The 22,635-nt window shown below is 55.7% G+C and carries 23 protein-coding genes; 14 read left to right on the top strand and 9 right to left on the bottom strand.

Annotation, left to right across the window (positions count from 1 at the left end; genetic code table 11):
• Positions 1-622, bottom strand: a 622-nt coding sequence (locus NKF06_RS00840) for a sulfatase-like hydrolase/transferase (RefSeq protein WP_253244218.1), incomplete at its 3' end; no start/stop codon positions are given.
• A gap of 159 nt (positions 623-781) precedes the next feature.
• Positions 782-1,024 (bottom strand): MarR family transcriptional regulator, encoded by a 243-nt coding sequence (locus NKF06_RS00835; RefSeq protein ID WP_253244217.1) that lies wholly within the window; start codon positions 1,022-1,024, stop codon positions 782-784.
• A 278-nt stretch (positions 1,025-1,302) separates the two neighbouring features.
• Here NKF06_RS00835 and NKF06_RS00830 point away from each other — a divergent pair, with 278 nt between their 5' ends.
• The 4 genes from NKF06_RS00830 (at position 1,303) to NKF06_RS00815 (ending at position 5,149) form a co-directional block, all read left to right on the top strand.
• Positions 1,303-2,268: an endonuclease I gene (locus tag NKF06_RS00830; protein WP_253244216.1), complete on the top strand. Its 966-nt coding sequence runs from the start codon at positions 1,303-1,305 to the stop codon at positions 2,266-2,268.
• 261 nt (positions 2,269-2,529) lie between these two features.
• Positions 2,530-3,060: a hypothetical protein gene (locus NKF06_RS00825; RefSeq protein ID WP_253244215.1), complete on the top strand. Its 531-nt coding sequence runs from the start codon at positions 2,530-2,532 to the stop codon at positions 3,058-3,060.
• Entirely contained in the window at positions 3,053-3,553 is a 501-nt protein-coding gene (locus NKF06_RS00820) for a metal-dependent hydrolase (protein WP_253244214.1), read from the top strand. Before NKF06_RS00825 ends, NKF06_RS00820 begins: the two co-directional genes overlap by 8 nt.
• 402 nt (positions 3,554-3,955) lie before the next feature.
• Positions 3,956-5,149 (top strand): orc1/cdc6 family replication initiation protein, encoded by a 1,194-nt coding sequence (locus NKF06_RS00815; protein ID WP_253244222.1) that lies wholly within the window; start codon positions 3,956-3,958, stop codon positions 5,147-5,149.
• A gap of 1,745 nt (positions 5,150-6,894) precedes the next feature.
• On the opposite strand, the gene NKF06_RS00810 is transcribed toward NKF06_RS00815, so the two are convergent.
• Positions 6,895-7,146, bottom strand: coding sequence for a winged-helix domain-containing protein (locus NKF06_RS00810; protein WP_253244213.1), 252 nt, complete (start codon positions 7,144-7,146; stop codon positions 6,895-6,897).
• 296 nt (positions 7,147-7,442) lie between these two features.
• Here NKF06_RS00810 and NKF06_RS00805 point away from each other — a divergent pair, with 296 nt between their 5' ends.
• Positions 7,443-8,087 carry a hypothetical protein gene (locus NKF06_RS00805; protein ID WP_253244212.1) on the top strand — a complete coding sequence of 215 codons (645 nt, stop codon included), beginning with the start codon at positions 7,443-7,445 and terminating at the stop codon, positions 8,085-8,087.
• 318 nt (positions 8,088-8,405) lie between these two features.
• On the top strand, positions 8,406-8,816 hold the full coding sequence (locus NKF06_RS00800) for a hypothetical protein (protein ID WP_253244211.1): 411 nt from the start codon (positions 8,406-8,408) through the stop codon (positions 8,814-8,816).
• A 76-nt stretch (positions 8,817-8,892) separates the two neighbouring features.
• On the opposite strand, the gene NKF06_RS00795 is transcribed toward NKF06_RS00800, so the two are convergent.
• Positions 8,893-9,474: a hypothetical protein gene (locus NKF06_RS00795; protein WP_081909164.1), complete on the bottom strand. Its 582-nt coding sequence runs from the start codon at positions 9,472-9,474 to the stop codon at positions 8,893-8,895.
• A 137-nt stretch (positions 9,475-9,611) separates the two neighbouring features.
• On the opposite strand from NKF06_RS00795, the gene NKF06_RS00790 reads away from it, so the two are divergent.
• Positions 9,612-10,016: a MarR family transcriptional regulator gene (locus NKF06_RS00790; RefSeq protein WP_253244210.1), complete on the top strand. Its 405-nt coding sequence runs from the start codon at positions 9,612-9,614 to the stop codon at positions 10,014-10,016.
• Positions 10,017-10,666: 650 nt separating this feature from the next.
• On the opposite strand, the gene NKF06_RS00785 is transcribed toward NKF06_RS00790, so the two are convergent.
• Positions 10,667-11,584, bottom strand: coding sequence for an NAD-dependent epimerase/dehydratase family protein (locus NKF06_RS00785; RefSeq protein WP_253244209.1), 918 nt, complete (start codon positions 11,582-11,584; stop codon positions 10,667-10,669).
• A gap of 141 nt (positions 11,585-11,725) precedes the next feature.
• Between NKF06_RS00785 and NKF06_RS00780 the strand changes: the two genes are divergently transcribed.
• Positions 11,726-12,262 (top strand): hypothetical protein, encoded by a 537-nt coding sequence (locus NKF06_RS00780; RefSeq protein ID WP_253244208.1) that lies wholly within the window; start codon positions 11,726-11,728, stop codon positions 12,260-12,262.
• A gap of 55 nt (positions 12,263-12,317) precedes the next feature.
• On the opposite strand, the gene NKF06_RS00775 is transcribed toward NKF06_RS00780, so the two are convergent.
• The gene (locus NKF06_RS00775; RefSeq protein ID WP_253244207.1) at positions 12,318-12,767 is read right to left on the bottom strand and encodes a hypothetical protein; all 450 of its coding nucleotides are present in this window, start codon (positions 12,765-12,767) and stop codon (positions 12,318-12,320) included.
• A 312-nt stretch (positions 12,768-13,079) separates the two neighbouring features.
• Here NKF06_RS00775 and NKF06_RS00770 point away from each other — a divergent pair, with 312 nt between their 5' ends.
• The 3 genes from NKF06_RS00770 to NKF06_RS00760 all read left to right on the top strand — a co-directional run bounded on the left by NKF06_RS00770 (position 13,080) and on the right by NKF06_RS00760 (position 15,996).
• Positions 13,080-14,690 carry a BCCT family transporter gene (locus NKF06_RS00770; RefSeq protein ID WP_253244206.1) on the top strand — a complete coding sequence of 537 codons (1,611 nt, stop codon included), beginning with the start codon at positions 13,080-13,082 and terminating at the stop codon, positions 14,688-14,690.
• A 382-nt stretch (positions 14,691-15,072) separates the two neighbouring features.
• On the top strand, positions 15,073-15,384 hold the full coding sequence (locus tag NKF06_RS00765) for a hypothetical protein (RefSeq protein WP_253244205.1): 312 nt from the start codon (positions 15,073-15,075) through the stop codon (positions 15,382-15,384).
• A gap of 3 nt (positions 15,385-15,387) precedes the next feature.
• Positions 15,388-15,996, top strand: coding sequence for a hypothetical protein (locus tag NKF06_RS00760; RefSeq protein ID WP_253244204.1), 609 nt, complete (start codon positions 15,388-15,390; stop codon positions 15,994-15,996).
• A 203-nt stretch (positions 15,997-16,199) separates the two neighbouring features.
• Here the strand turns inward: NKF06_RS00760 and NKF06_RS00755 are convergent, their stop codons facing one another.
• Positions 16,200-16,799, bottom strand: a complete 600-nt coding sequence (locus NKF06_RS00755) for a cupin domain-containing protein (RefSeq protein ID WP_253244203.1) — start codon at positions 16,797-16,799, stop codon at positions 16,200-16,202.
• A 99-nt stretch (positions 16,800-16,898) separates the two neighbouring features.
• Positions 16,899-17,873, bottom strand: coding sequence for an ArsR family transcriptional regulator (locus tag NKF06_RS00750; protein WP_253244202.1), 975 nt, complete (start codon positions 17,871-17,873; stop codon positions 16,899-16,901).
• A gap of 413 nt (positions 17,874-18,286) precedes the next feature.
• Here NKF06_RS00750 and NKF06_RS00745 point away from each other — a divergent pair, with 413 nt between their 5' ends.
• Complete coding sequence (locus NKF06_RS00745; RefSeq protein ID WP_253244201.1) at positions 18,287-19,309, top strand: phosphotransferase; 1,023 nt, start codon at positions 18,287-18,289, stop codon at positions 19,307-19,309.
• A gap of 119 nt (positions 19,310-19,428) precedes the next feature.
• Here the strand turns inward: NKF06_RS00745 and NKF06_RS00740 are convergent, their stop codons facing one another.
• The gene (locus NKF06_RS00740; RefSeq protein WP_082677777.1) at positions 19,429-20,049 is read right to left on the bottom strand and encodes a helix-turn-helix domain-containing protein; all 621 of its coding nucleotides are present in this window, start codon (positions 20,047-20,049) and stop codon (positions 19,429-19,431) included.
• A gap of 137 nt (positions 20,050-20,186) precedes the next feature.
• On the opposite strand from NKF06_RS00740, the gene NKF06_RS00735 reads away from it, so the two are divergent.
• Both NKF06_RS00735 and NKF06_RS00730 read left to right on the top strand, forming a co-directional pair.
• Entirely contained in the window at positions 20,187-20,795 is a 609-nt protein-coding gene (locus tag NKF06_RS00735; protein WP_253244200.1) for an isoprenylcysteine carboxylmethyltransferase family protein, read from the top strand.
• Between the two features lie 396 nt (positions 20,796-21,191).
• On the top strand, positions 21,192-22,607 hold the full coding sequence (locus NKF06_RS00730; RefSeq protein ID WP_253244199.1) for an ATP-binding protein: 1,416 nt from the start codon (positions 21,192-21,194) through the stop codon (positions 22,605-22,607).
• Positions 22,608-22,635: the final 28 nt, after the last annotated feature.

Here is a 22,635-nt window from a genome sequence, read left to right as displayed (position 1 = left end):
CTCGGTACTTTTTAGGTGGGTAGCAAGGATGATGAACATCCATATAATGCGCCCACGCAAAGAAATTCGACTCAACTTCTTCAATCCATTCTAAACAGTCTTCTGTGATCACTTCTGCACTAACGTACGGACGCGGCTTGCCGCGAACAAATTGATATACAGACTTTATATGCTGTGTGAAATTCAGCTTTTCATCAAGATACCGAAGCTTTGGATGGTTTACTTCAATCCCACGAGGAAAAATCTTTGTTGCCACACCCATGAGTGGGTTTTGGTAGTCTTTGAATTCGTCAAATCCGACATCATAGTTAAAGTGATGGGAAAGGAACGGATTCGATTGGAAACCACCTGTCTCAAAGCCTGCTTTATTCATCTGTACAGAGAGTCTAGGCCTGGACTCATCGAGGGGACCAAGGCCACCACATGACAGCGGTAAGGTCCCAGTAAGTATTCCCGGGAATGAGACTGCAGTTGCAGGTCCAGTCGCAAAGGCAGAATCAAACGAAACACCATCTTCGATAAGCTCATCAATAGCCGGTGTTTGGGACTGGTTGCCAGTTGAGAGTGGCAAATGGTCTTTTCTGACGGAGTCAACAGTTAAGAGCAATACGTTGTCTGGCATTTGGCTATGCCTCATTATCCCCTCACATGACATATGATTTTTCATTAAGACAGTGCCGAGAATAATATCTTGGTAATGTACTGAAAAACCTTCATCATAGTTTAGTAATTAGGATGGGAAATCAAATGCTGGGAGAGACAATCACTACTCCTTCACGCATCACTTAGTCGATCGCGGATCTTCCACAAACTCATACAACCCACCTCGATTTAACTGCGTAATCCAGCCAGCATTCGTCAGATTTCGAAGCGCGTACTCGACCTGGCCTTTCTCCAGATCCGAATGCTCACGCAGATACAGCGGATTAACACGACCCCACGGTGAACCAGAACGCCGCCCCTGCTTGAATAACTCGAGGACGACTTCCTCCCGTTCGTTCGGTTCGTAGCGTTCGTTGACCATGTATGGCGCGCAGTTCTGACTCCGTATGCATAATACTCAGCAATTCACCAAGCATGTAATCGAACTGTTTGCCAAGCATTTTGCTAAGCAAAACTCCTAAATAGCCACCGTCCGTAGCAGCTATCGATAAGCACGGGTCGCCTCAAAGGAGAGGACGGTGCTGGAGACACCGCCCCGTGCTTCGCCCAAGACGAAGCATGAGCAACTCAGATAGAGATAGACAAGAGTCTGTTGAACAGTATCACGACTACCAAACGTTCCCGGTGGGGGTCTGACGGATGCAGCGATACGAATGGCTCGACGAGCGAGTCGACGAGATTATCGAACGCTATGAAGCGGGACAGTCGCTCCGAGAGATTGCGGACGTGTTCGATGTGTCCACGAGACCAATTCAGAGTCGGCTGCACGACTCCGATGTCGCAATGCGAAATGGTGGTCCAGCGTACGCACAGTTAGCGAGCCGAAGGGACGAGCTGGTCGAAGCGTACGAGCGTCGGCGTTCCCTCCAGTCGCTTGCGGACCAGTACGACACGTCCCCGGTCGCAATTCGGTTCCATCTTGAAAAGGCGGGTGCCGATCCCATCTCACTCCCGAAGACGACTGACCACGGACTGAATCCATCTCAGGTGTCGGTTATCCAGGGAGAATTACTCGGTGACGGGTGCTTACACTCTCGATACGATGGGTCGTGTTTCTTCCAACTCTCGACGACGACGGAAGGACACGCACGTCGGCTGATTGAGAAGCTTCCCGATGGGTTCTTCCCGGAGTCCCAGCCGAACTCGTTCACCCGGCTGAATCAGTTTACTGACGAAGACTACACGTCCTGGATAGTCACGTCACGACCGCAACCACGCCTCCAACGAATGTACGAGGAGTGGTACGAAATCAGGGACGAGAAGAACAACCGAAAAATCGTCCCGGAGGACTTCCACCTCGACAAGACAGCACTCCTGCATTGGTACTGGGGTGACGGGAACTGTTCCATTCGCGACAGCGGCGCGCCGCGCGTTTCCTTTGCGACCCACGGCTTTCCCGAGTCGTGCGTCGAACACCTCCAGTCAGAGGTCGACCGCCTGGGCTACGACAACTACGCAGTCAGACAGAAGGGCATCGAGGACGGGTCCGGATTGTACATTCGCCTTCGTGACTACGATGCACGGACGTTCCTCGACGACTTACGGCGTTCGAATACGCTCATGGCGTACGACTACAAATTCCCGGTTCCTGTGAAGAACGAATGACTGAGTAGTCCATAGTACACCTCGACCTCTTTCTTCACCACCCAGACTCAGTCGCAGAGTCGTTAGCCCAAGCACTCGCGGGAGAGACACCGCCGACCGAACCGACCACACGCGCCGAGAAGTACGATTGGGACAGCGTCGCCGACCAAGCCGAGGCGGCGTATCGTCGGGCAGTTAACGGTAGCTGGTAGTTGTCGAGGTGAACCGGGAGACACACCACAGTCGTGAACACTTATCGGCCAACCTCTAAACTGAACACCAATGACCCAACACCCGCGTCGACGTGTCCTCGGCATCCTCGTCTTACTGGGGTGTTTGTTCGGACTCATGGTCTGGTTTGGATCACTTGCACCTGCACCAGGGGTAGGCGCATATCCCGGGTCCGAAGAGTTGGGTACAGACTACGACGCGTGGGTGGGCGACCAGGTGAGTCTCACGGGCACGGTCATCGATACTGACCCGCTCACGATCAGCGCTGAGTATGGGGCTGGTGAACAGGTCCGTCTTCGCGTTACCGACGCCGCTGTCGATGCGCAGCAGGGTGACAGTCTCTCAGTATACGGTGTCGTCGAACCAGATCGGACGATTCGTTCGTTGAACGCCTACACCGTCCCGCCGGGGAACTACCTGTACATGTACGCAGTTTCGTTCCTCGCTGGCCTGTGGGTGCTTGGGAGAATTATCCGGTCGTGGCGTCTCGACGAGACGTGGTCGCTCGTGCCGCGGGAGACTCCACTCGGGATCGGTGACTTCACCACCCAATCTACGCAGTCGGAGGACCACGATGCCTGACCTGCTCTCACACGTCCTGCTCGCATACACGATTGCCACGGTCGCCTCGTGGCGCTACGAGTGGATCACGCGTCCGTACGTCACCGTCGCGATGGCTGGGGCGTTCATCCCCGATATGACCAAGGTCAGGTTACTGATTCCAAGCGCTCGAGTCGAACAATTGCTCGGGATACCGTTTGATTGGATTGGCCTTCACACCGCAGGTGCAGCCCTGTGTTCGGTCCTTATTGGTGTTCTTCTCGTCTCCGAGTCGGAGCGCAGCCGTGTGTTTGCGCTTCTCTCAGTCGGTGCTGCGTCGCACCTCATCGCGGACGCGTTCCTATTGAAACCGACTGGGTTATCGTATCCACTCCTCTGGCCGCTCACGCGACTTCACCCACCAACACCCGGGTTGTACCTGAGTACGGATTTCGAACCGTCCATCGTCTTCGGTGCAATCGCACTCACCGTCTATGTTATCACTCGATTGCAGACAGACCGAGCGTCTTCGTAATTCAGTCCCTTCGTCTACCCCAGGTGTATAGCCCTACAGCTAACCTCCACACCCAGGTACCCGGACAGCCTATATCACCCACTCCGACCCACGAATTGGGTTGATACACACGACACCATCGAGTGTGAGAGTACATTTCGTATGCTTTCTCTAGAATAAGACACCCTGTGAGTGCTCGGACCGGAGGGGAGTCCACACACCATCGCTCGGTTCCAGAGTCACAGTACACGTGGTAGTCTCCGCACGTAGTGAGAGAGTACATTTCGTATGCTCTGTCTCACGAAAACGCCCTCGAAACGCCAGTATCGTCGGGTAGAACCAATCGTCGTTCGAGATGAGAAAGCATACGAAACAGACGAAGTGTGGTTTTATATAGTACATCGTCCTGGTTTCTGTAAGGACATGGCAGGACCGTTCAGCGACATGACGGAGACAATCTTCGCTGACAAAAGTGTACTCAGCGAAGAGTACCAGCCCGAAGAGATTCTCGAACGTGACCAAGAAATCGAAGAATACCGATATGCACTCCAAGACGTCCTCTTTGGCCGGGATCCGAAAAACGTCATGCTGTACGGAAAGGCAGGACTTGGGAAGACCGCAGTCACGACCTACATGCTGGATGCATTGTCGACAGAAGTCGAGACGCGAGAGCAAGCAGATGACCTCCACATCCACGAGGTGAACTGCAATGGCAAGACGCTCTTCATGGTCGTTCGTCGCTTGGTAAACGAACTGCTCCCACCACACGCGAGTGACTTCCCCAAGCGAGGATTGGGAACGGGCGACGCCTTTGACGAACTCTACACACAACTCGATCGAATTGGTGGGACACACATCTTCGCGTTCGACGAAATCGACCACCTCTCTGGTGCGAACTCGCTCCTCTACGAACTTCCCCGCGCGCGGTCCAACGGACACCTCGACGAGGCTCGAATTGGAATTATCGGCATCAGCAACAACTACACGTTCAGAGATGACCTCTCACCGAAGGTCAAAGACACGCTGATGGAGACCGAAATCTCGTTTTCTCCGTACGATGCGACCGAACTGAAGACCATCCTCCTCGATAGGGCGGAGCGTGCGTTCATCGAGGATGGCTACGACATGTCGGCGATAACCATGACGGCCGCGATTGCGGCCCGAGACATGGGCAATGCACGTCAAGCGATCGACCTACTTCGTGTCGGCGCGGAGGTGGCTGAAAAACGAGGCGAGTACTGCGTGACTGACGAGCATGTGGAGGAGGCTCGACGGCTTGTCCAACGTGGTCGATTGAGCAACCGCATCCGCGACCAAACCGAACAGGCACAACTCGTCTTGGAGACGATTGCTCGACTCGAAGAACAGGGGCACTGCCCCGTGCGCTCGAAGGAAATTCAATCCCACTACAAAACAGTCGCACGGTCTTGGGGCGTTGAACCGTTGACGACGCTCAAGAGTATTCAGGACCACCTCTCGGATCTCCACATGCTCGGCTTCGCCAAGCGATACGATCGAAACGAGGGATTGAGTGGTGGACAGTACTACGAGTACGAACTCGATCTCGATTCCGACCTCGTCTTGGAGACCCGCGAGCAAATCGAACACGACGAGTGACCTGAGAGCGGAGAGCCGAAGCATACGAAACGTACTCTCGTTTGGATCGGAATGGAGTCACCGGCCCTCGTCTTCGTCATCCCCAAGTTGTGTCTGCGTGCTCAGTGGTGAGATTGAGGGGCGACGCTATATGGCGAAAAGCATACGAAATGTACTGTCTCACAACGACCGCAAACTGAACACGACTTCACCAGTACAGTTCGTCTGCTACTATTGTACGCCAAAACGCACGACGTACCCACGAAAAGCATACGAAATGTACTGTCTCACTCAGAAGATGACGTCCGAAGTCAGCTGAGATAGAGTACGTTTCGTATGCTTCGTTTCTTGGTTGAAACCGCAAGACAGTACAGACGATAGCATACGAAATACACTCTCTTACTCGGTTTTCAGTTCGACGACAGACAAAATCCAGACGTAGCCGTCATCACGAGAAGCGCAGAGTCCATTTCGTATGCTCGAATTTGCATCCAAAAACGGCAGGAACCGACGTGAAAAGCATACGAAATGTACTCTCTCACTCAGAACGCGATGGCCGAAGTGGGACCGGATAGAGTGCATTTCGCATGCTTTCGTTCGCCGTTGAAAGCGCAAGACAGCAGAGAGGAGAGCATACGAACTGTACTCTCTGACTCGGCCGTCAGCTCAACGTGAGTATTGTTCGTCGAGAGGGTGCAACGCAGTCCGTAGCTGTGTCTACCGAAGAAACTGACGCCAACGAGTGTACAGATACATCCCGCCGAAGATGAGGCCGATGAGCATCACGAGCCCGGTCACATGCGTTTCACGCACACCGACGGGAAAGGGAGGTGTTTGGAGGGACACGCCGGACCACAGTCGAGGGACTGAGAACACTACTAGCGGTGTCGAACGTCCATTTAGTTAGAGATTGTGTCCGTCGCATCGGTGTGGCCACGTCGTCGAACGGGTTACGCCGAGCAGTAACGAGGCAGCGTGGACGGCAGTAGGGGCCGAGTGGTATAACATCCATATGTTCGGTACACCTGCACGCAGTTTCCAACACGCAATGGGACACCACGAGCCGGACACAGTCTAGAGGTCTTGTTCAAAGCACACCGCCTACAGCGTCGCTTGTGGAACAGTGATGGTCATAATAGCGTGTTGTGTGGATCTTCGGCTCGATCCAAAAATGAGTGATAGCTATCTGAAAATGGTAACAGTCAGTTTTGATACTATTTTTGTCTGTTGACTGAATATACTTTTCATGGTTTGGGACGCGCTTCATCGAGAGTCCTTCGGGTTGATTTCGATCCCAATTAAAGCGTCACAGACGGCTTCAATGCCGATTCGTGCATTCGCAGAAGTCGACTATTGGCTGTTTATTGAGACCCCGTCTGAGGAACGTGATTTCGACAGAGCCAATTTAACTATCAAGCATATTAAATAGTCACGGAGATAGTAACTCCGCGTTACAATACAGTTTTGCGCTGAGAGTATTTGAGACTCGATTTATCGACGCCGACAGTCATGAATCTCGATCCGTTCTGGCAACCCTACCACCCCACACGCGGGACACGTCGCGAGCGTCGTCGGTAACTCCTGGCAGGACTCCAGCGCAGCGTACAGATGCGCTTGCACTTCGGGCTCGGTCGTTCGCGTCAACGCTTGGGCGAGGTGCATCTGAGTGAGGCAGCCCGGCAGAAGTTGCAGGCACTTCACGAAGCCGGCGACGTAGGAAAGATGAGCGTCGGTGCCGTGCAGTCGTGTGGTGGAAAGAGGAGTAGCTAGTCTTCGATCTCCGCTGGCTCTACATCTCCCTGTAAGTATTTCTGCCCAACCTCAGAGACTTCATAATAGCCACCAGTACCGACTTCGCTCACTAATCCATGTTTCTCGAGTTCGCTTATTCGAAGACGTACTGTCGAATATCCAATCTCATGTCCATGCCGATTGAGATTTCGGTAGAGCGGCTTTGGTGGTAGTTCTAAATTATGCTCCGCGAGAAACTCGAGTATGAGCCCATCCTTCAGTGACATCCATTCTGGGCGGGGTCGCATTTTCCCTAGCAGATTGTTCTGTTACAATAGTACGGCCGATGAGTGTCTAGAGTAGCTTATCTAAGACAATAACTTAGCTTAAATATGCTAAGCATTATAATACCTGAGAGTCTATTCGCGGATAACAATCGCTCTCGGGATACTGTCCTTGTAGAAAGGACCCGTGCTGAAGACACGGACCCTAGGCGGTTGGTTGGACCAAACCGCATGTCTCCGAACACACCACCCACGCAAAAAGGTCTCGTCGTACAGCCTCCCCGCATGGAGGGCCACGAATGACCTCCATTGAGGACCTCGCCGCCCGGATCGACGAACTCGAAGAGCGTGTCGACAAACTCGAAGCCGACAACGAACAACTCGAGAACACAGTCGACGCCCAGGCACAGACAATCGCGTCCCAACGCGACCAGCTCTCTCAATACGAAACCCGCACACAGGAACTCGAAAGCAAACTCGACGCCGCATCGGACCACCGCAAGCATCTCCAACAGCGCCTCTACGCTGTCGAATCCGAGAACACCCCCAACGACGAGTCCAACACCCGTCGCTCCCCCCTCCAACAACTCATCCGGCTCCCCTCCCAAGCACTCTCGAAACTCACCGCCAACCAAGAACGCGCTCGCTTCATCGCCAAGGACATCAGAGAGTACGCCACGAACGTCCCTGCAGGCTTCGCACTCGACGCAAGTACCATTCGCACCGTCCTCCACGCAAAGGAAGGCCGAACGCCACACACCCAAACCGCCAGTCGTGTCATGGACTTTCTGGATGACCTCGGCAGAGAGGGCGTGAAGATCGTGAAACGCCGCGGGACCAAACGCGTCATCTTCACCGAGCACGCTGTCTCGGAACTCGCAAAGACGGCACCGAAGTCCGAGGGTGGAAGTGGGATCACAGACGTTGTGATGAGGTGGCGCTGATGAGCGTGTGATCAACGGTCGATAGTCGGCCGCACGCCGCCGCGCGGTCGACACCCACCGCGGGGACAGCCCCCCAAGCTAGCAGCAGCACCCGAGAAAGCTCCTCTGTGGACACGGGTAGTGTGAGTGAATAAAACGAGTTTGTGGTGGTGAGTCCATCGAGACAAATCACAACGGGTGTGATGAGTATCGGTGTTGGCCAACCCACGGTGAGGAGTCCCCCCGGCCGTAATAGCCAACTACGAGCCGCGAGTGGATTCGCTCACGATGTCGGTCGAATCGTACGGTCCCACTCGTCCCGACCCGCTGACTCGATTCATGGCCGCCTGCCAGGGTGCTGGGATTGCCGCCATCGCATCTCCAACGGTCGGGAGCGCGTCGATCCTCGCCGTGAGTGCCGTCACCCACTGGACGCCAAGTGAGCTACTGGGTGGGAATGCGCAAGCCCTGTTGTTGCTGTTCGTGTGTGCAATTGCGGTCGGCTTCATCGCAGGCTCGTACTGGCCGGTGGTCGATGGTCTCCCACAGAAACGCGAACACGAGCTGTACTGGGTTCGAAAGCGCTTCACCATGTGTCTCTTTGCCGGCCTCGGGTGTTACGGTGTGTTCTCGCTCATGTTCGTCGTGACGGTCACAGACCTACTCCAGAATATGGTCGGCCTTGGCGCGGCGATTCTCGTGTGTACCTATCTCTATGCGTACTCCACGGACCGACGTGGGGTGAGGTGAGCAGCTGAAGCCACGGGCCAAGACACCACATCGGGACGCCCAGTCTGACCGTCTGAATCGCTCAATGTAGAGGATATCAATCTTCAATTGAGAGTGTATAACCCCACTCGAATTCCCACGATGCGTCCGTTCTAATCCCCGGCATAAATGATTCGACGAAGCGATGTTTCCCTGCGGGAAGACAACTGGTATCTGTGGACCGAGTACTCACCCACGTGTCCATCGTGGCGTCCAGTATCTCGCGCTCTGGGTAATGTAGGACCGTGTATTCGGACTGAATGCACTCACCAGGGGCAAGTGTCTGCCACCTAAGCACGCCAGGAAGAACGAAGTGAACAAGATTCGTCTGCCAGCACCCCTCGACAGGACGGCCCGGAACAATCTCCTCGTCCGTTCCAAAGACGTGCTTCTGAATCTCACGGTCACTCGGGATGAGAACAAGCCACCCCTCATCTTCGCTCCAGATACTGGAGTACGGTTGGATTGCGCCGAAGCCAACCGTTTGCTCTTCCGAGGAACGATTCTCAAATGAACCTCGAATCCGAGCGGGTGCATCGGGTGAGAAGTCACGTATCTTCTCTACCCCGAGTTGGAATGGTATGTTACTGGGCTGAACGTCTTCAGTAACGGTGATTCGGGGGTAGCGCCCAGAAGCCATGGAACGTAATGATGTCCCAATCAGGTAACAGTATTGAACCACTTTTGTCGAGGACAGTACGCTAAGACGGAGATGGATACAACCAGAGAACTGACCGAAACGTCTTTATGACACAATCGACTACATTCGGGTACACCATGCCAGTGCTCCTCAAACATCACGACGCTGAACTCAGTCTTCGGCCAGGGACCACGAAATCAGATCTCGTGGCATACCTGTACCAAAATTCTGAGTGGGGATACTCCCCGCAAGAGCTCAAGGAAGCCCTTGACATCCCTCGAGGGACCGCTACGACCACACTCAAGCGTCTCTACGACGACGACTACATCGGAAAAACGGATGACGGCTACTACTACGCGCTGAGCGAACGAGACGACATCCGGCGGTACGTCTCCAGTCTCAACCAAGTCGATCGACTGTTCGGTCACCACCGCGATGCGGACGCCACTCCCGAAGAACCCGACAAACAAATCGGAGGCGGTCGCACTGACGAGGAACTCGATGCAGAACTCGCAGAGCTTGAAGCCGAATTAAATGAGTAAGCTATCTGCAGGCGATGTTTGCTGGGCACAAGACCCAACAGGTGCGCATCCTCAGAGACCAATTATCGTATTAGCTCACGATACGCATCCGTTCAGTGCTACTGATTGTACTGTGATGTGCGTTGGGACAAGCGCTGGAAAGTACCAACAAACGACACCCGAACTCAAAGATGAGCACCTCACCGGTATTTCGTTCAACAACACATCGTACCTGATGCCGTGGGCGCTCTACACGGTCGCACCAGCGTCGATCATGAACGGAAAAACCAAAGGTGAACTCACAGAAGACGGACGAAGACTGGTGAAAAAATCACTAATTTCGCTTATCCCGTAGCTGATAGACCCCACATAAACACAGACGATCCCGCGGTGGCCACGGTAGCGTCGAACGGACAGATTACGATTCCAAGCCGTCCCCGCGAGCAGTTCGATCTTGAGAGAGGACGGAATTTGATGGTCGTACTGACCGAATTCGGACTCGTACTGATGAAAATCGGGTTGCCGTCAGTCACGGAGTTCCAGCGGCGTGTAGAAAGACGTACCAACGAACGCGAATGCTCGATGGACGAGATTACTCAACTCGTACACGACGCCCGAACTGACGAGTGAATTCGAAACGCCCGGTTGAAACACAACCGCGAGTGTCGTCGTCAGTCGAGATACGGCTGACAAACCCGCTCGACACCCGCTTCGAACGACACCTGGGGCTCCCACCCGGTCGCCTCGTGGATCTTCGAGTAGTCTGCTTTCGTGTCGTGGACGTACACCTCGAAGGGGTTTTCCACATACACAGGCTCCACATCCGTCCCGAGCACCTCGTTGATCATCTCGACCATCTCGTTGAACGAGTAGCTCTCGGCAGTCCCGAGATTGTAGATGCCCTGGAGTCGCTCCTCTGCGGCGAGTTCGATCCCTCGAACGATATCATCCACGTGCGTGAAGTCACGCGTTTGGGACCCATCACCGAACAGTTCGGGCGATTCGCCGTTCGCGATCTTGTCGGTGAACTGCGCGACCGTATTCGCGAACTCGCCTTTGTGTTCTTCCGCGCCGCCGAAGCCCTGGTACACCGAGAAGAAACGCATGCCTGCGAGTTGCATATCGTAGTGGTGGTGGAAGTACTCCGCGTAGCGCTCACGGCCTAACTTCGACGCTTCGTAGCCCGTCCGTGACTCCACGGGCATATCTTCCGGCGAGGGTTCCGTCCGCGAGCCATAAATCGAGGAGGTCGTCGCGTACACGACGGTATCACAGCCGTCCTTCCGGGCCTGCTCGACCGTGTTGACGAAGCCTTCGATGTTCACACGGGCACCCTTCGTCGGGTTCTCCTCGTGCATCTTGTACGACGACAGCGCCGCGAGGTGGAACACCACGTCGACGCCCTCGGTCGGGAGGTCGTCGTCGAGGACCGTCATGTCGTGGAACTCCACGTCATCATCCAGATTCTCGGGCGTTCCGAGGTAGAGGTCGTCGATTGCAATGACGTCGTTATCCTCCGCAAGATGATTCGCGAGGTTCGAGCCGATAAAACCGGCACCGCCAGTAACGAGGACTCGTTTGCCGTCCATACCTCATGGCTTTCACCAAGTGACAAGAACCTATCGTCAATGTGGTGTTTCGCTGAGTGGCTCGATCGAACTCCACAGACTGTCCATCGAGACACCTTAACCAATCGACACAATTTCAACCCCTCCGACTGACCCAGTTCCATGCAACACTACACTCGCCGGGACGCCCTCCGTGCGTGCGGCATCGCCGCGCTCAGTTCACTCGCTGGGTGTTCGGCTCTCCAAACGGACGACCAAGACACAGCGCAGTCAACATACGAGCGACTCGACGTGACGCCGGTGTACGTCGCCGAAGAAGTCGACCTCTCGATGCCTGCCGCAATCGAGACGGTGAACGCACCCCACAACGCCGACCTGCTCGTCCTCCCCGACGAGACGGACACCGACGCCGAGCAGGCGGTCGAGTGGCTGGTCGATGACCGAGTGCTTGCACTCCTCGGCGAAAAGGCTGAAGCAACGTGGCTTTCGTGGGTTCAAAGCGACGCGTTCAACGACGTGTTCGACACGCAGGGATACAGCGAGAGCGAACCAGCTCCATCCCTAGTCGTTGGTGCAAAAGTCGGCCTCAGAACCACGACGTCTCGTTACTCCTGGGGCGGTGAACCAACCACCCGCGACGTTCTCGAAGCACTCGATGAATCGCTCGTTGCGATTGAAAAGCGGACGCCGACAGGATGACCGAGCGTCGGCTGCACTGAGCCGGATCTCTCATGTCCGCGCTCCGCTATCGGTGTCAGGTTCGAGGTTCGTCGTAGAAATTCACAGAGAGCCTGAAAAACCCGGTATAGATGACTGTGTATTCGATGTAGGGCTTGTCATGGACCGCCGCTGTTCTGCTGGTTAACACGTCCGCTAACGTCAGCGTCACCTGTTCACCGTCTGTCGATGTCACTCGAATCCCGTATCGTGCGTTCTCGTCCATCCACGGTTCTTCAAGCACCATGGAGGAGTCGCCGTCGTCAGCGTCGAGTGCACTGAGTGTCACGGATGTGTCGTCTATCGGGTCAGTTCCATCCAGTACCTCTACTGTAAACTCGATTGCTTCGTCGACGGCGTTGTCTGTGAAGATCCCGTCGAGTCGGTATGTGACGAACGGTTCTTCGACCTTCTCGAGAGTGCTACACCCAGCAAGCGATGGGATCCCGACTGCGGAAGCAGCTCCAAGGAAGGCGCGGCGGTTCATACTGTTCGACCATATCTACTGAGTGTGAATTGTTCTATCGGCTGGACCGAGACGCGACCTGTATGCAGCACCGCTCTAACAAGATCAGCACCGACGTCGACGAGTTCACCCCCACCCCTCGCACCAAGTGACAGACTGCCGAGACACCCATCACATTGTCCGAGTGACACGTTTTTCGGAGCGTTACTGTAAATCCGTCGTCAATTCCCGCAATTCGTTGGAAGACCGGCACCGCCGAGAACAGCGTTGACTTAAACAGGAGCCATATTCAACCCGAAATTAGAGACACCATGACAGAAGACATCATTCCGAATGGTAGAAAATAACACCCCAATAAAACGGTTCGTCGACGAACTGGACTTCACCATCTTCGGGATTGGATTCTCGGTGTCGCTGCTCGCGATTATCGTGTTCTTCAGCAACCCGACTGCCTCTGCAAACGCGATGGGGCAGATCAATACGTTCCTCTGGACGGAGTATATGTGGGTCTACATCGGAACGATGTTCCTGATGGTTATGTTCAGCCTCTGGCTGATGGTTGGCCCGTGGGGACGAATCAAACTCGGCAAGCCAGACGAAGAGCCCGAGTTCGGGTTGCTGTCGTACTTTTCGATGATGTTCTCGGCAGGCATTGCAGCAGGGATCGTTTTCTGGGGCCCTGCAGAGGCGTTGAGTCACTACCAGACGGTGCCACCACTCATCGGGGGTGAATCCCAATCGGCGACCGCGGCGGTCGGGGCAATTCAGTACACCCTCTTTCATTGGGGGATCTCGTACTGGGTTCCGTACCTCATCGTCGCACTCCCGATTGCGTATTACGCGTTCCGTAAGGATGCCCCGATGCGGGTGTCGACGCTTATCGCGCCATTCGTCGGCGTCGACAAGCTTGACGGCGTTCTAGCGAAGGGAATCGATATCCTGGCGGTGTTCGCGACGATTGGTGGGATCGCAACCACGCTCGGATTCGTCGGAGAGCAGTTCCTCACTGGGCTGGCGTACAACTTCGGCGTCTCGATCGGTGATACCGGGACCGTGTTGGTAATCACTGGGCTGACGGTTGCGTTCACCGCCTCGGTTGCACTCGGCGTCAAGAAGGGTATTGCCCGAATTTCACGATTCAATATGGGCGTCTTCGCCGTCCTGACGGCCATGACGTTCCTTTTGGGGCCAACCAACTACATCATGAATACGGGGCTCCAGGCGATGGGACGCTACTTCGTTGGATTCCTCGAGATGTCGTTGTACACCAACGCGACGGGATCTGGCGAGTGGGTCGGCAACTGGACTGTCTTTTACTGGGCATGGGTATTCTCGTGGGCACCATTTGGTGGGCTGTTCGTAGCCCGGATCTCACGCGGCCGGACGATCAGGCAAGTCGTCGCGACGGCACTCGTGGGCTCAACCGTTGCGACCACGCCGTGGTTCCTCACGATGGGCGGGAGTGCGATTTTCTTCGAACGGCAGGACATCGCACCGATGCTCGAGATGGTTTCCGAACACGGTGTTGCCGTCTCCGGCTTCCCGTTGTTCGGCTCGTTGCCATTCGGTGGCGTGCTTTCGACCGTGTTTCTGTTCCTCGTTGTTACATTCTTCATCACGTCTGCAGACTCCTCGACACTCGCACTCGGGATGCTCACGACAGGTGGGAAGCAACACCCCTCGACTGTCAACCGCGTCATCTGGGGTGCTCTCATGGGAGGGCTTGCGTCGCTACTCATCGTCGGTGGCGGTATCAACGCGCTCCGCTCGTCGGCAATCATCACTGGGTTCCCATTTGCACTCATCTCTGTCATCGCCATCGCTGGCATGCTTCTGGAATTCAATCAGGTTGAGCCACTCCTCTCCGGCACGAGCGACTCGACGGGTGCCGAGCGACCGAGTTCGCCGAACCGGGCAGGGTCGAGCATCGACGACGACGACTAACTGGCGTTCCCCATGCGTGGGACGCCCATGGCGTGTAGACCGGGGCGGATGTCACCCGAAGCCGTACGATTCGTCGTACTTCCCGTGATGGCGAGTCTGTACCTGTGTCTAGTGCCTCTCGCTGGAACAGTCATCATCGAGACCGTCGTCGTCAACTGATGCGCGTTCAGAACGACTGCCTGTTCACGTGCGTCCATAACCCCTGTCGTACCAGCGCCTTCAAACGGCTCTGTTGAGGTCCCCAGACCCTGAATCGTGTGGCGTGACTATACAGAGACTCTCTTTTTCATCGTGGGTTTGAGACTGCCACCAGAGCAGTCTGTCATGACACGGATGGCGGGTCACAACAGATATATTCGTGGAACGATTAGCTCCGGGTACCATGGCAACGAACAACGACAAAATCCAGTTTAGGGGGGCTGACGAGAAGCGTGCAAGCCAGCGCCTTAGTGAGATGCGTCTGGGAGGGGTAAACATCAGTGAACTCGCTCGAGAGGGTCTTAAGGAGAAGCTCCGAGAAGTGCTCTCGAATGAAGAGCGAGTCGAGTTGCACCAACAGTACCTCGACGGAGAACTGGACGAAGGCGTTGCAAAGGTTCTCATTGGCGATTTACTCGAGGATATTGAGCGTGAGCGCGAGGCAGTCGAGAAGGCAGAGGCGCTCGGTACCGATGGCGTCTTCCAGAACCAGTAACGAATGGGTGCAGACGAAATACGGCATCCTGTTCTTGTGGATACTGACGCACTCATCTCTGTCGCAAATACAGCTCTGTGGCCGACAGTTGTCGGCAATCTCAACCTAACGACGACGAACGTCTGCATCCATGAGTTGAAGCGACACATCCGCGACAAGTCTGAATTTGCGCCTGATGGAAGCCGTCGAAAGTGGATTTATGATGGGAGTGTCGCGGCACTCGAACCGTTTGAAGACGACTCAAACACGGCGTTCACCACGATCAATAGCGTTCCCCGGCCGCACGGACCAGACGCTGGAGAACAGTCGTTAGAACAAGAACTCGAACAGCACCCAGAAAGCTACACCTTCGTCGTTCTCATGGACCAGAGGGGTCGAGAATCGATAAACCGAATCTTCGAGAAACGAGACGCAGACGGTGTCGCAGTCGCTCCCTCCTATCTCCTTTACTTACTTCACAAGAACGGCAACTGTTCGAAGCAAGAATTCTGTGAGGCGTGTGGAGAGCTTCTGGAGGGGGAGGGGTGGACGAGTTACAGTGCGATACAAGCAATTTGGCAGGAAATCCCCATTGACTGCAGTTCGTACGTAGATAGAAACCTATTGCCCTGACAAGTGAACCAGCAGAATCGACGCCACTTGCAACACAGAACAAGTAGCTGAAGACAGCACTCGCCATGCTGGTAAACCCGTTCCAAATTTGACTGAGTGGCCCGGAAAGCTCCACTATCCAAATTAGCTTAAGAGCAGTATGATACGTCACGACGCCTGCCGAGCATGAAACACCCGACGCTGGATACTCAGCACCCAGCGTCTTAATCACACGACACCGGCGGCACCAGCACCGTCGCCGGCGCGCCGGCTGGCACACCGAGGAACGTCGCGTAGGCCACGGCGGTGTCGTGCTGGCTCGGATTTGACGCGATGTGGATGTTTCCCTGCCCGGGGTCGATGAAGGCTTCGCCGGCCGAGTAAGTCCGGGTGATGCAGTCACGCTCGTTGGTGAGTTCGAGTTCGCCTTCGACGACGCTGACGATGACCGGCCCGGGGTGGGTGTGCCAGCCCGAAGTTCCCGCCGGGTCCCACGTCACCTTGGCGAAGATGGTCGTCGACGCGTCCCGTGGCAAATTGGAGACGATAGTTCTGTCTCCGTCGTCGTACTTCAGCCGGAACGTCGCGGCAACCTCGTCGGGGAACGTGGCGTGCCCGGCGAGGAGTTCGACGGTGAACCCCGCGGGGCTGTCGACGTCGCGGTCAGCACTCGATTCTCCATCGTGATCTATCGGGTCGGCGGCAACGGGAACGCTCATCCCGAGCGCGGCGACGGTCAGTCCGCTGGCTTTCAACACCGTCCGGCGCAACACACCGTCGGTCTGTTCAATCTCACGTCGTCCAACCGATTCGAGTCTGGTCATCTTCCCTCGTGCGTAGTGACGGCCGCTCAGGACATATATGTAAGCTGAATTATATTTCTATCCAGAAACGGACTGAAATTCGTTAGCCTGAGCCATCTGTCATGACTGCGCTCGCGGGAGTCTCTGGAGGGTTGTGACCGCCCCCCGGTCGTCCAGGGTCCCGACCAGTCGGTCCCCGTCGGCCTCGAGGACGATCTCCAGTTCGAACGGGACCTCCGAGCGAACGGTCTGGCGGTGGACCAGTTCCAGTTCGATCAACAGCCAGTCGTACCAGGGGTCGTAGCCGTGGTCTTCGAGGAAGACGAGCACTCGCGGCTCGGTGAGCAAACAGCGGTTGCTCGGAATACTGAACCGCTGGTGACAGACGTCGCAGACGATGTCGTACTGCACCTCGAAGATGGTGTCACACGACTCACAGCGGTGGCCCGGTTCCACGTGGTGGTCCCGACACACGAGGGGCGTCACGCTCGTGGTTCCGGTACAGTCGGGACAGACGCCTTCGATTGCGGACATGATCTGGTGTTTCACCATGACATCGAGCGCTCGGTAGAACTCCGTCGGGTCTCGACTGCGAGTCCCGATCGGTGAGAGCGATTCGGTCAGGCTCAATGCCCCATCGAAGCCGGTGCCACCGAACGCTCCGTCGCACTCGGTACACCTAATCGCGAAGTACCCACGGGTCAACTCCGTGTTGCACTCGAAGACGGTTTGACCCCCACAGAGTTCGCACGGCTTGTCGTTCGGGACGGCGTCGAACACGAGTTCGTCGGTGAACGCACCGGCGAGGATAGCGCTGACCACACGCTCGCCCTCCCGTCGGAGCATGTACCCGTCCGCCCCGTGGTGGACGAACCGACCGAGGAGGGGCTTGAGGTGGTAGTTGAACTGCGAGCCGTCCCGCATTCCGAGCGCCTTCCGTAACGCTGAGAACGTCATCGGGTGCTGTGGCACGTGTTCGTCGAGACGCCGCTGTTCCCAGAGCACAAAGAGGATCGCGAGTCGCGTCTCGTGGCCGAGCACGGCAAACGCTTGCTCCGGTGTCGGTCCGTATTCCGACGCTTCGTCGGCGGTCATGCTGGCATCCTAATAGGTGCCAGCGATGGTTAACGATTGTTAACAAGCCCCATGCACGAGTTTTCGGGCTCGTTTGGGAGTGCATCGGTCGCCTTCGAACACACGAGAAGAGTCCATGGACGTTCTCAACACCAGGATGCACGGAACGCACCAGCATCGTTCCGAGTGTGTGGTCAACTCACGCGACCGATTCGGTGGCCACCAACAGGAGTGTCCTCGAACGAACTACAGAACGGATGGGTGAGGGCCCCACAGGAGGTCAACGGTTCACGAGACCGTACTGAATACAGGCCGCAAATCAGTCACACAGTTGGCACCAAAACATTTCTCGGGACGTAGTTGAGAGTCCGTGTATGACTAACGAAGTTTCTGACCCACGCTCTCACGACGTCTCAGAGTCGGCGGTGCGCGGCATGGTCGACGCACTCAAACCGGACTGGGTGGTTCACGAAATCGAACGGAGCCCGCACGGGACCGATTTTGTTGCGAAGCTTACTGTGCAAACGCCGAACGGGAGCCGCGCCGTTGTACTCAAGGCAACGACAGCGGACTTTGTTGATCCACTCATCGCGAAATCAGAGCCGCGGCTCCTCACGTTGGTCGGTCGGGAAACGTCCATCCCTGTGCCAACCGTCTTCGGCTACTGCGACGACCACGAGCGATTTGCGGCTCCATTCTATCTCATGGAGTTCATCGATGGCGTGAATTATGAGGGAGCGGACGACGACCTCCCATTGCGTGTCCGGAAGACGATTATCCGAGAGGCAGGCGAGAATCTCGCAGCACTCCACGAACTTGGACCGCTCCCCGCATCGGGGAAAGTCGGTGTTCAGGACAAGCAGCTGACCGTGGTGGACACAGACGAACACCCCCGGTTCGACGACTTCCGCGACATGATACTGGCCACCGGTAACGACACGCTCGACAGTCTCGCCTCTGGGGGGTCTTTTCCAGAGCTTGCAGACGACCCAACACGCTTTGCTGACCTCGTCCCGGACCTCCGAGAGTATCTCCACGAGGTTGTTCCGTCGCTACAGGCACCTGATCCGCCGACGTACTGCCATTGGGACTACCGAATTGGGAACCTGCTGGTCGACCCAGAATCTGGGGCGACACAGGCAGTTCTTGACTGGGCAAACCTTTCGGCAGCAGAACCCGCGAATAACCTCGCACAGACGGAGTTCTATCTGTTGAATCCCGAAGCAGACGGCGCTCGACAGACTGCACGCCTCCGTGAACTCTTCCGAGAGTCTTACAGTTCGGCTCGAACGGCGTGGGAATTTGATGCGGCAACCCGTGAACGGATGGCTGTGTACCACCTCGTCTGCCGATTGGGAGCGATGGCCTGCCTCCCACTCTGGTATCAGGATGAATCTGCAGCAACGCGGGACAAACGGGCGCGCGAGCATCGAGCGTTCGTTGAGCAGTATCTCTAACTGGAACTGTAGCACGCTGCTGTAGATTCAGTCTCTACTACACGCTGTTGGAGGACTCCTACACCGGTACGTCGTCCAATCCACAGCTGGATACCATCCGTGGGGCGGCCGCGTCCGCATCAACGGTCACGATACCGAGTGACGATTCGCTTCATAATCGACGACTCAGCGTTCCGGAGCAAGGTCGATGCGGTACTCTCTGTACAGTTGAGCGCAGATGCGACATCACTCAACGACCCTTGCCGTGGGACATCGTAGTAGCCGATTCTGACTGCCGCTTGAACTGCCTTGAACTGACGCTCAGTACAGTCTGTCGCGACAGTCTCGTGGCGGCGGTCAAACGTCCCGATTGCGTGGACCGTGACATCGATACTCGGTGGTAACCGTTCGAGAAGCGAGCTGAGATCGCTTCCTGCGCCGACGAGCGTCATCGTAAATGTTGCATCAGCATAGTAGATGATCGGCGGAAGGACGACGAGATCTAACTCAGTATACGCTTGGCGCCACGTTCGGTCTTCGGGTCGGGTCTCTTGACAGAGATAGACGTAGAATGAGCAGTCGTCAATTGGAGTGATTTCGTACCACTGAATCGACTCGACGGCTGAAATCGCCTCTTCGTACGGCTCGCGAGCTGCCTCGACGTAAAACAGTTCGTACTCAATATCATTGCTAGATTCGATATTCCACGACAACAACTCCTCATACTGAACCACGTCGTTGTTGCGAATGAATTGCTGCATGGGATGTAACATCCAGTCCGGTTGACTGAGCGACGCACGCAGATATTTCATGTCTGCGGCGAAACAAGATTCGGTATTTAAACTTTCTAAGTGTGCAGCCATAATCCCGAAGCCGTTCTTCGGAGTACATCGAGTTGATGATACTGACACCTAGCAAGGGACTACTTGGCCTTGGACTCGTGGTGGGGCTGGGAAATCTTGCAGGCGTTTGGGCGAGTATACTCGGGTACAATTCATACTATCCACTCGGTGAACGGAACTACCAATTCTACCTCTTTTGGGGACTGTCGTACACGTTGAATCTGGTGCTTCTCGGTCTTGGTATCCTTCAGTTTGGGATGCTTGGGCTCCCACGTTGGGTGTTGTATCTTGGCGTCATGGCTATGAGTATTGGATTTGGTATCGTCCTCGTCTCGACGTCTGATCTCGGTGTGGAACAGACACAGGGACTCGAGGGTGAGTTACGGACCGATGGTCTCTATCGATACTCTCGAAACCCGCAGTATGTTGGATACATTCTCGCAACAGTCGGATACGTGTTCATCACCGGCTCACCGTTTGTCGTGCTACTTTGTTGTCTCTACCTCGCGTGGTGGCTCAGCTTTCCGCTTGCTGAAGAGCCATGGCTGCACGCACAGTTCGGAGAAGACTACACGCAGTATATGGGTCGCGTCCCGAGGTTCATTGGCCTTCGGACAGTTCAGCTGTTCGTAGAGCAAGAACGTGGCCCCACGGACAACACGTGACAAACCAGCAGACGACCGAAGGTGGGTTGCTGACTACACTTGCCAGTCTGTCACTCGGTGCGAGGTGTGTGGGCCTCCCACGGTTGCAGACGGTATCCTCGTGTCGCCAATCGAGTGCGGTACCGAGTCCATGACCGACTGCACAGCCTCCCACCCTGTTCGAAATGAAATCTGACTCAAAGGATAACCCACGTAATATCGGCTCAGACCCCCGTTGAAACGGGTTTCAAGCGGTGAATTCAATTCGAACACGGTGTGTGACGAGACCTCCGGTCGTGGGGGTCCGCCTTTGTGATTGACCCGTAGAGTTAGTGGTTGAACTATTATAGCTCAAACTATTATAGTTCAATTACTAACTTCGGAGCACATATGTACCATCCGCCACCACATGGTGGTATGGACCAGTTCGTCAATCGTCTCGAGGAACTCGATCGGTTGCAAGCCCTCTATGAGAGTGGTGCTGCAGAGCTTGCAATCATCTATGGTCGCCGCCAGATCGGCAAGAGCGAACTCGTCCGCCAATCGATTGCCGACCGCGACGATGCTGTGTACTATCAGGCAGTCCAAGGAACAGCGACGACACAGCTCAGGCGATTCGTCGAGGCAGCAGCGTCGACCTACCCAGACATCACGGCCGTCAAAGAGGAATGGGAACCGCTCGTAACATACCTCACCGACAAAGACGCAGTCATCGTCATCGACGAATTCCCGTACCTCATCGAATCGAACGAGGGGCTTCCCTCGGTCATTCAACATCTGTGGGATACAGCTGTCGGTGAGAGTCAGGCAACACTCGTACTCACAGGCTCTGCAATCGGCATGATTCACACCCACGTCCTCGATGGTGGTGCGCCACTCTACGGCCGGGTCTCTCAGACACCGAATGGCCGCCTCGAACTCACCCAGCTGCCGTTTCGCTCCATCCAAGAGTTCGTGCCGACGTACGATCCCGAAGCACGGGTGTTCGTCTATGGCGTCTTCGGCGGCACACCCCGATATCTCAGCCCGCTCGATCCATCACAGAGCCTCGGAGAGAACATCACGCGGCTGCTGTGCGACCCGGATGGCCCACTCCACGACGAACCCGAAACCGTCCTCCAGATGGAGCTCAACGATGTGAACACGTATTTCTCGGTTCTGGAGTCGATGGCCAGCGGGAACCGCAGTCGAAACGAGATCGCTCAGGGTGCCGGTATCGAGAGCACCAACACGTCGTACTACTTCGACCGGCTGGAAACCCTCCAGATCATCGAGAAACATCATCCGGCACTCGCCGATCCGGCGCGCAGCAAGCGGACTCGGTACCGGCTTCGAGATCCCGTATTTCGGTTTTACTTTCGGTATCTCTACGGCCGCGAGGGACAGTACGAACTCTACGGCGAGAACGCCTACGCGGATCTCATCGAACCGGAATTACCCGACTTCGTTAGTGAAACGTTTGAATCGCTCTGTCACCAGGCAGTGCCGGCGCTCTATGTAGATTACCAGCTCACACGAGTGCCAAGCCAGTGGTGGTACAAGGGCCAGGAGATAGATGTCGTTGCACCAACCGACGAGTCAACGCTGATCGCTGGCGAAGCGAAATTCACCAACGCTCCCCTCGGGTATGACGTGCTCGCGGACCTCGAAGACGACGTGGAGCAAATCGATTGGACACCCACCGGCGGTGGTGAGCCGACGTATGAATTCGCCTTGTTCAGTCGTTCTGGGTTCAAACGCTCCGTCGAGGAAGCAGCAGCCGAGCGTGATGACCTCCGCCTCTTCGATCTCTCTGACGTCGTTGCTGCTCTCGAGCGTGGAACCACCCAGTAACGCGACTCGAAAAGCGGGCACCGAGACT

The organism is Haloferax sp. AB510 (assembly GCF_024136985.1).
GTDB lineage: Archaea > Halobacteriota > Halobacteria > Halobacteriales > Haloferacaceae > Haloferax.
Note: the sequence above shows the minus strand (reverse complement) of the source record. Positions and strands in the feature narration are given on the sequence as shown.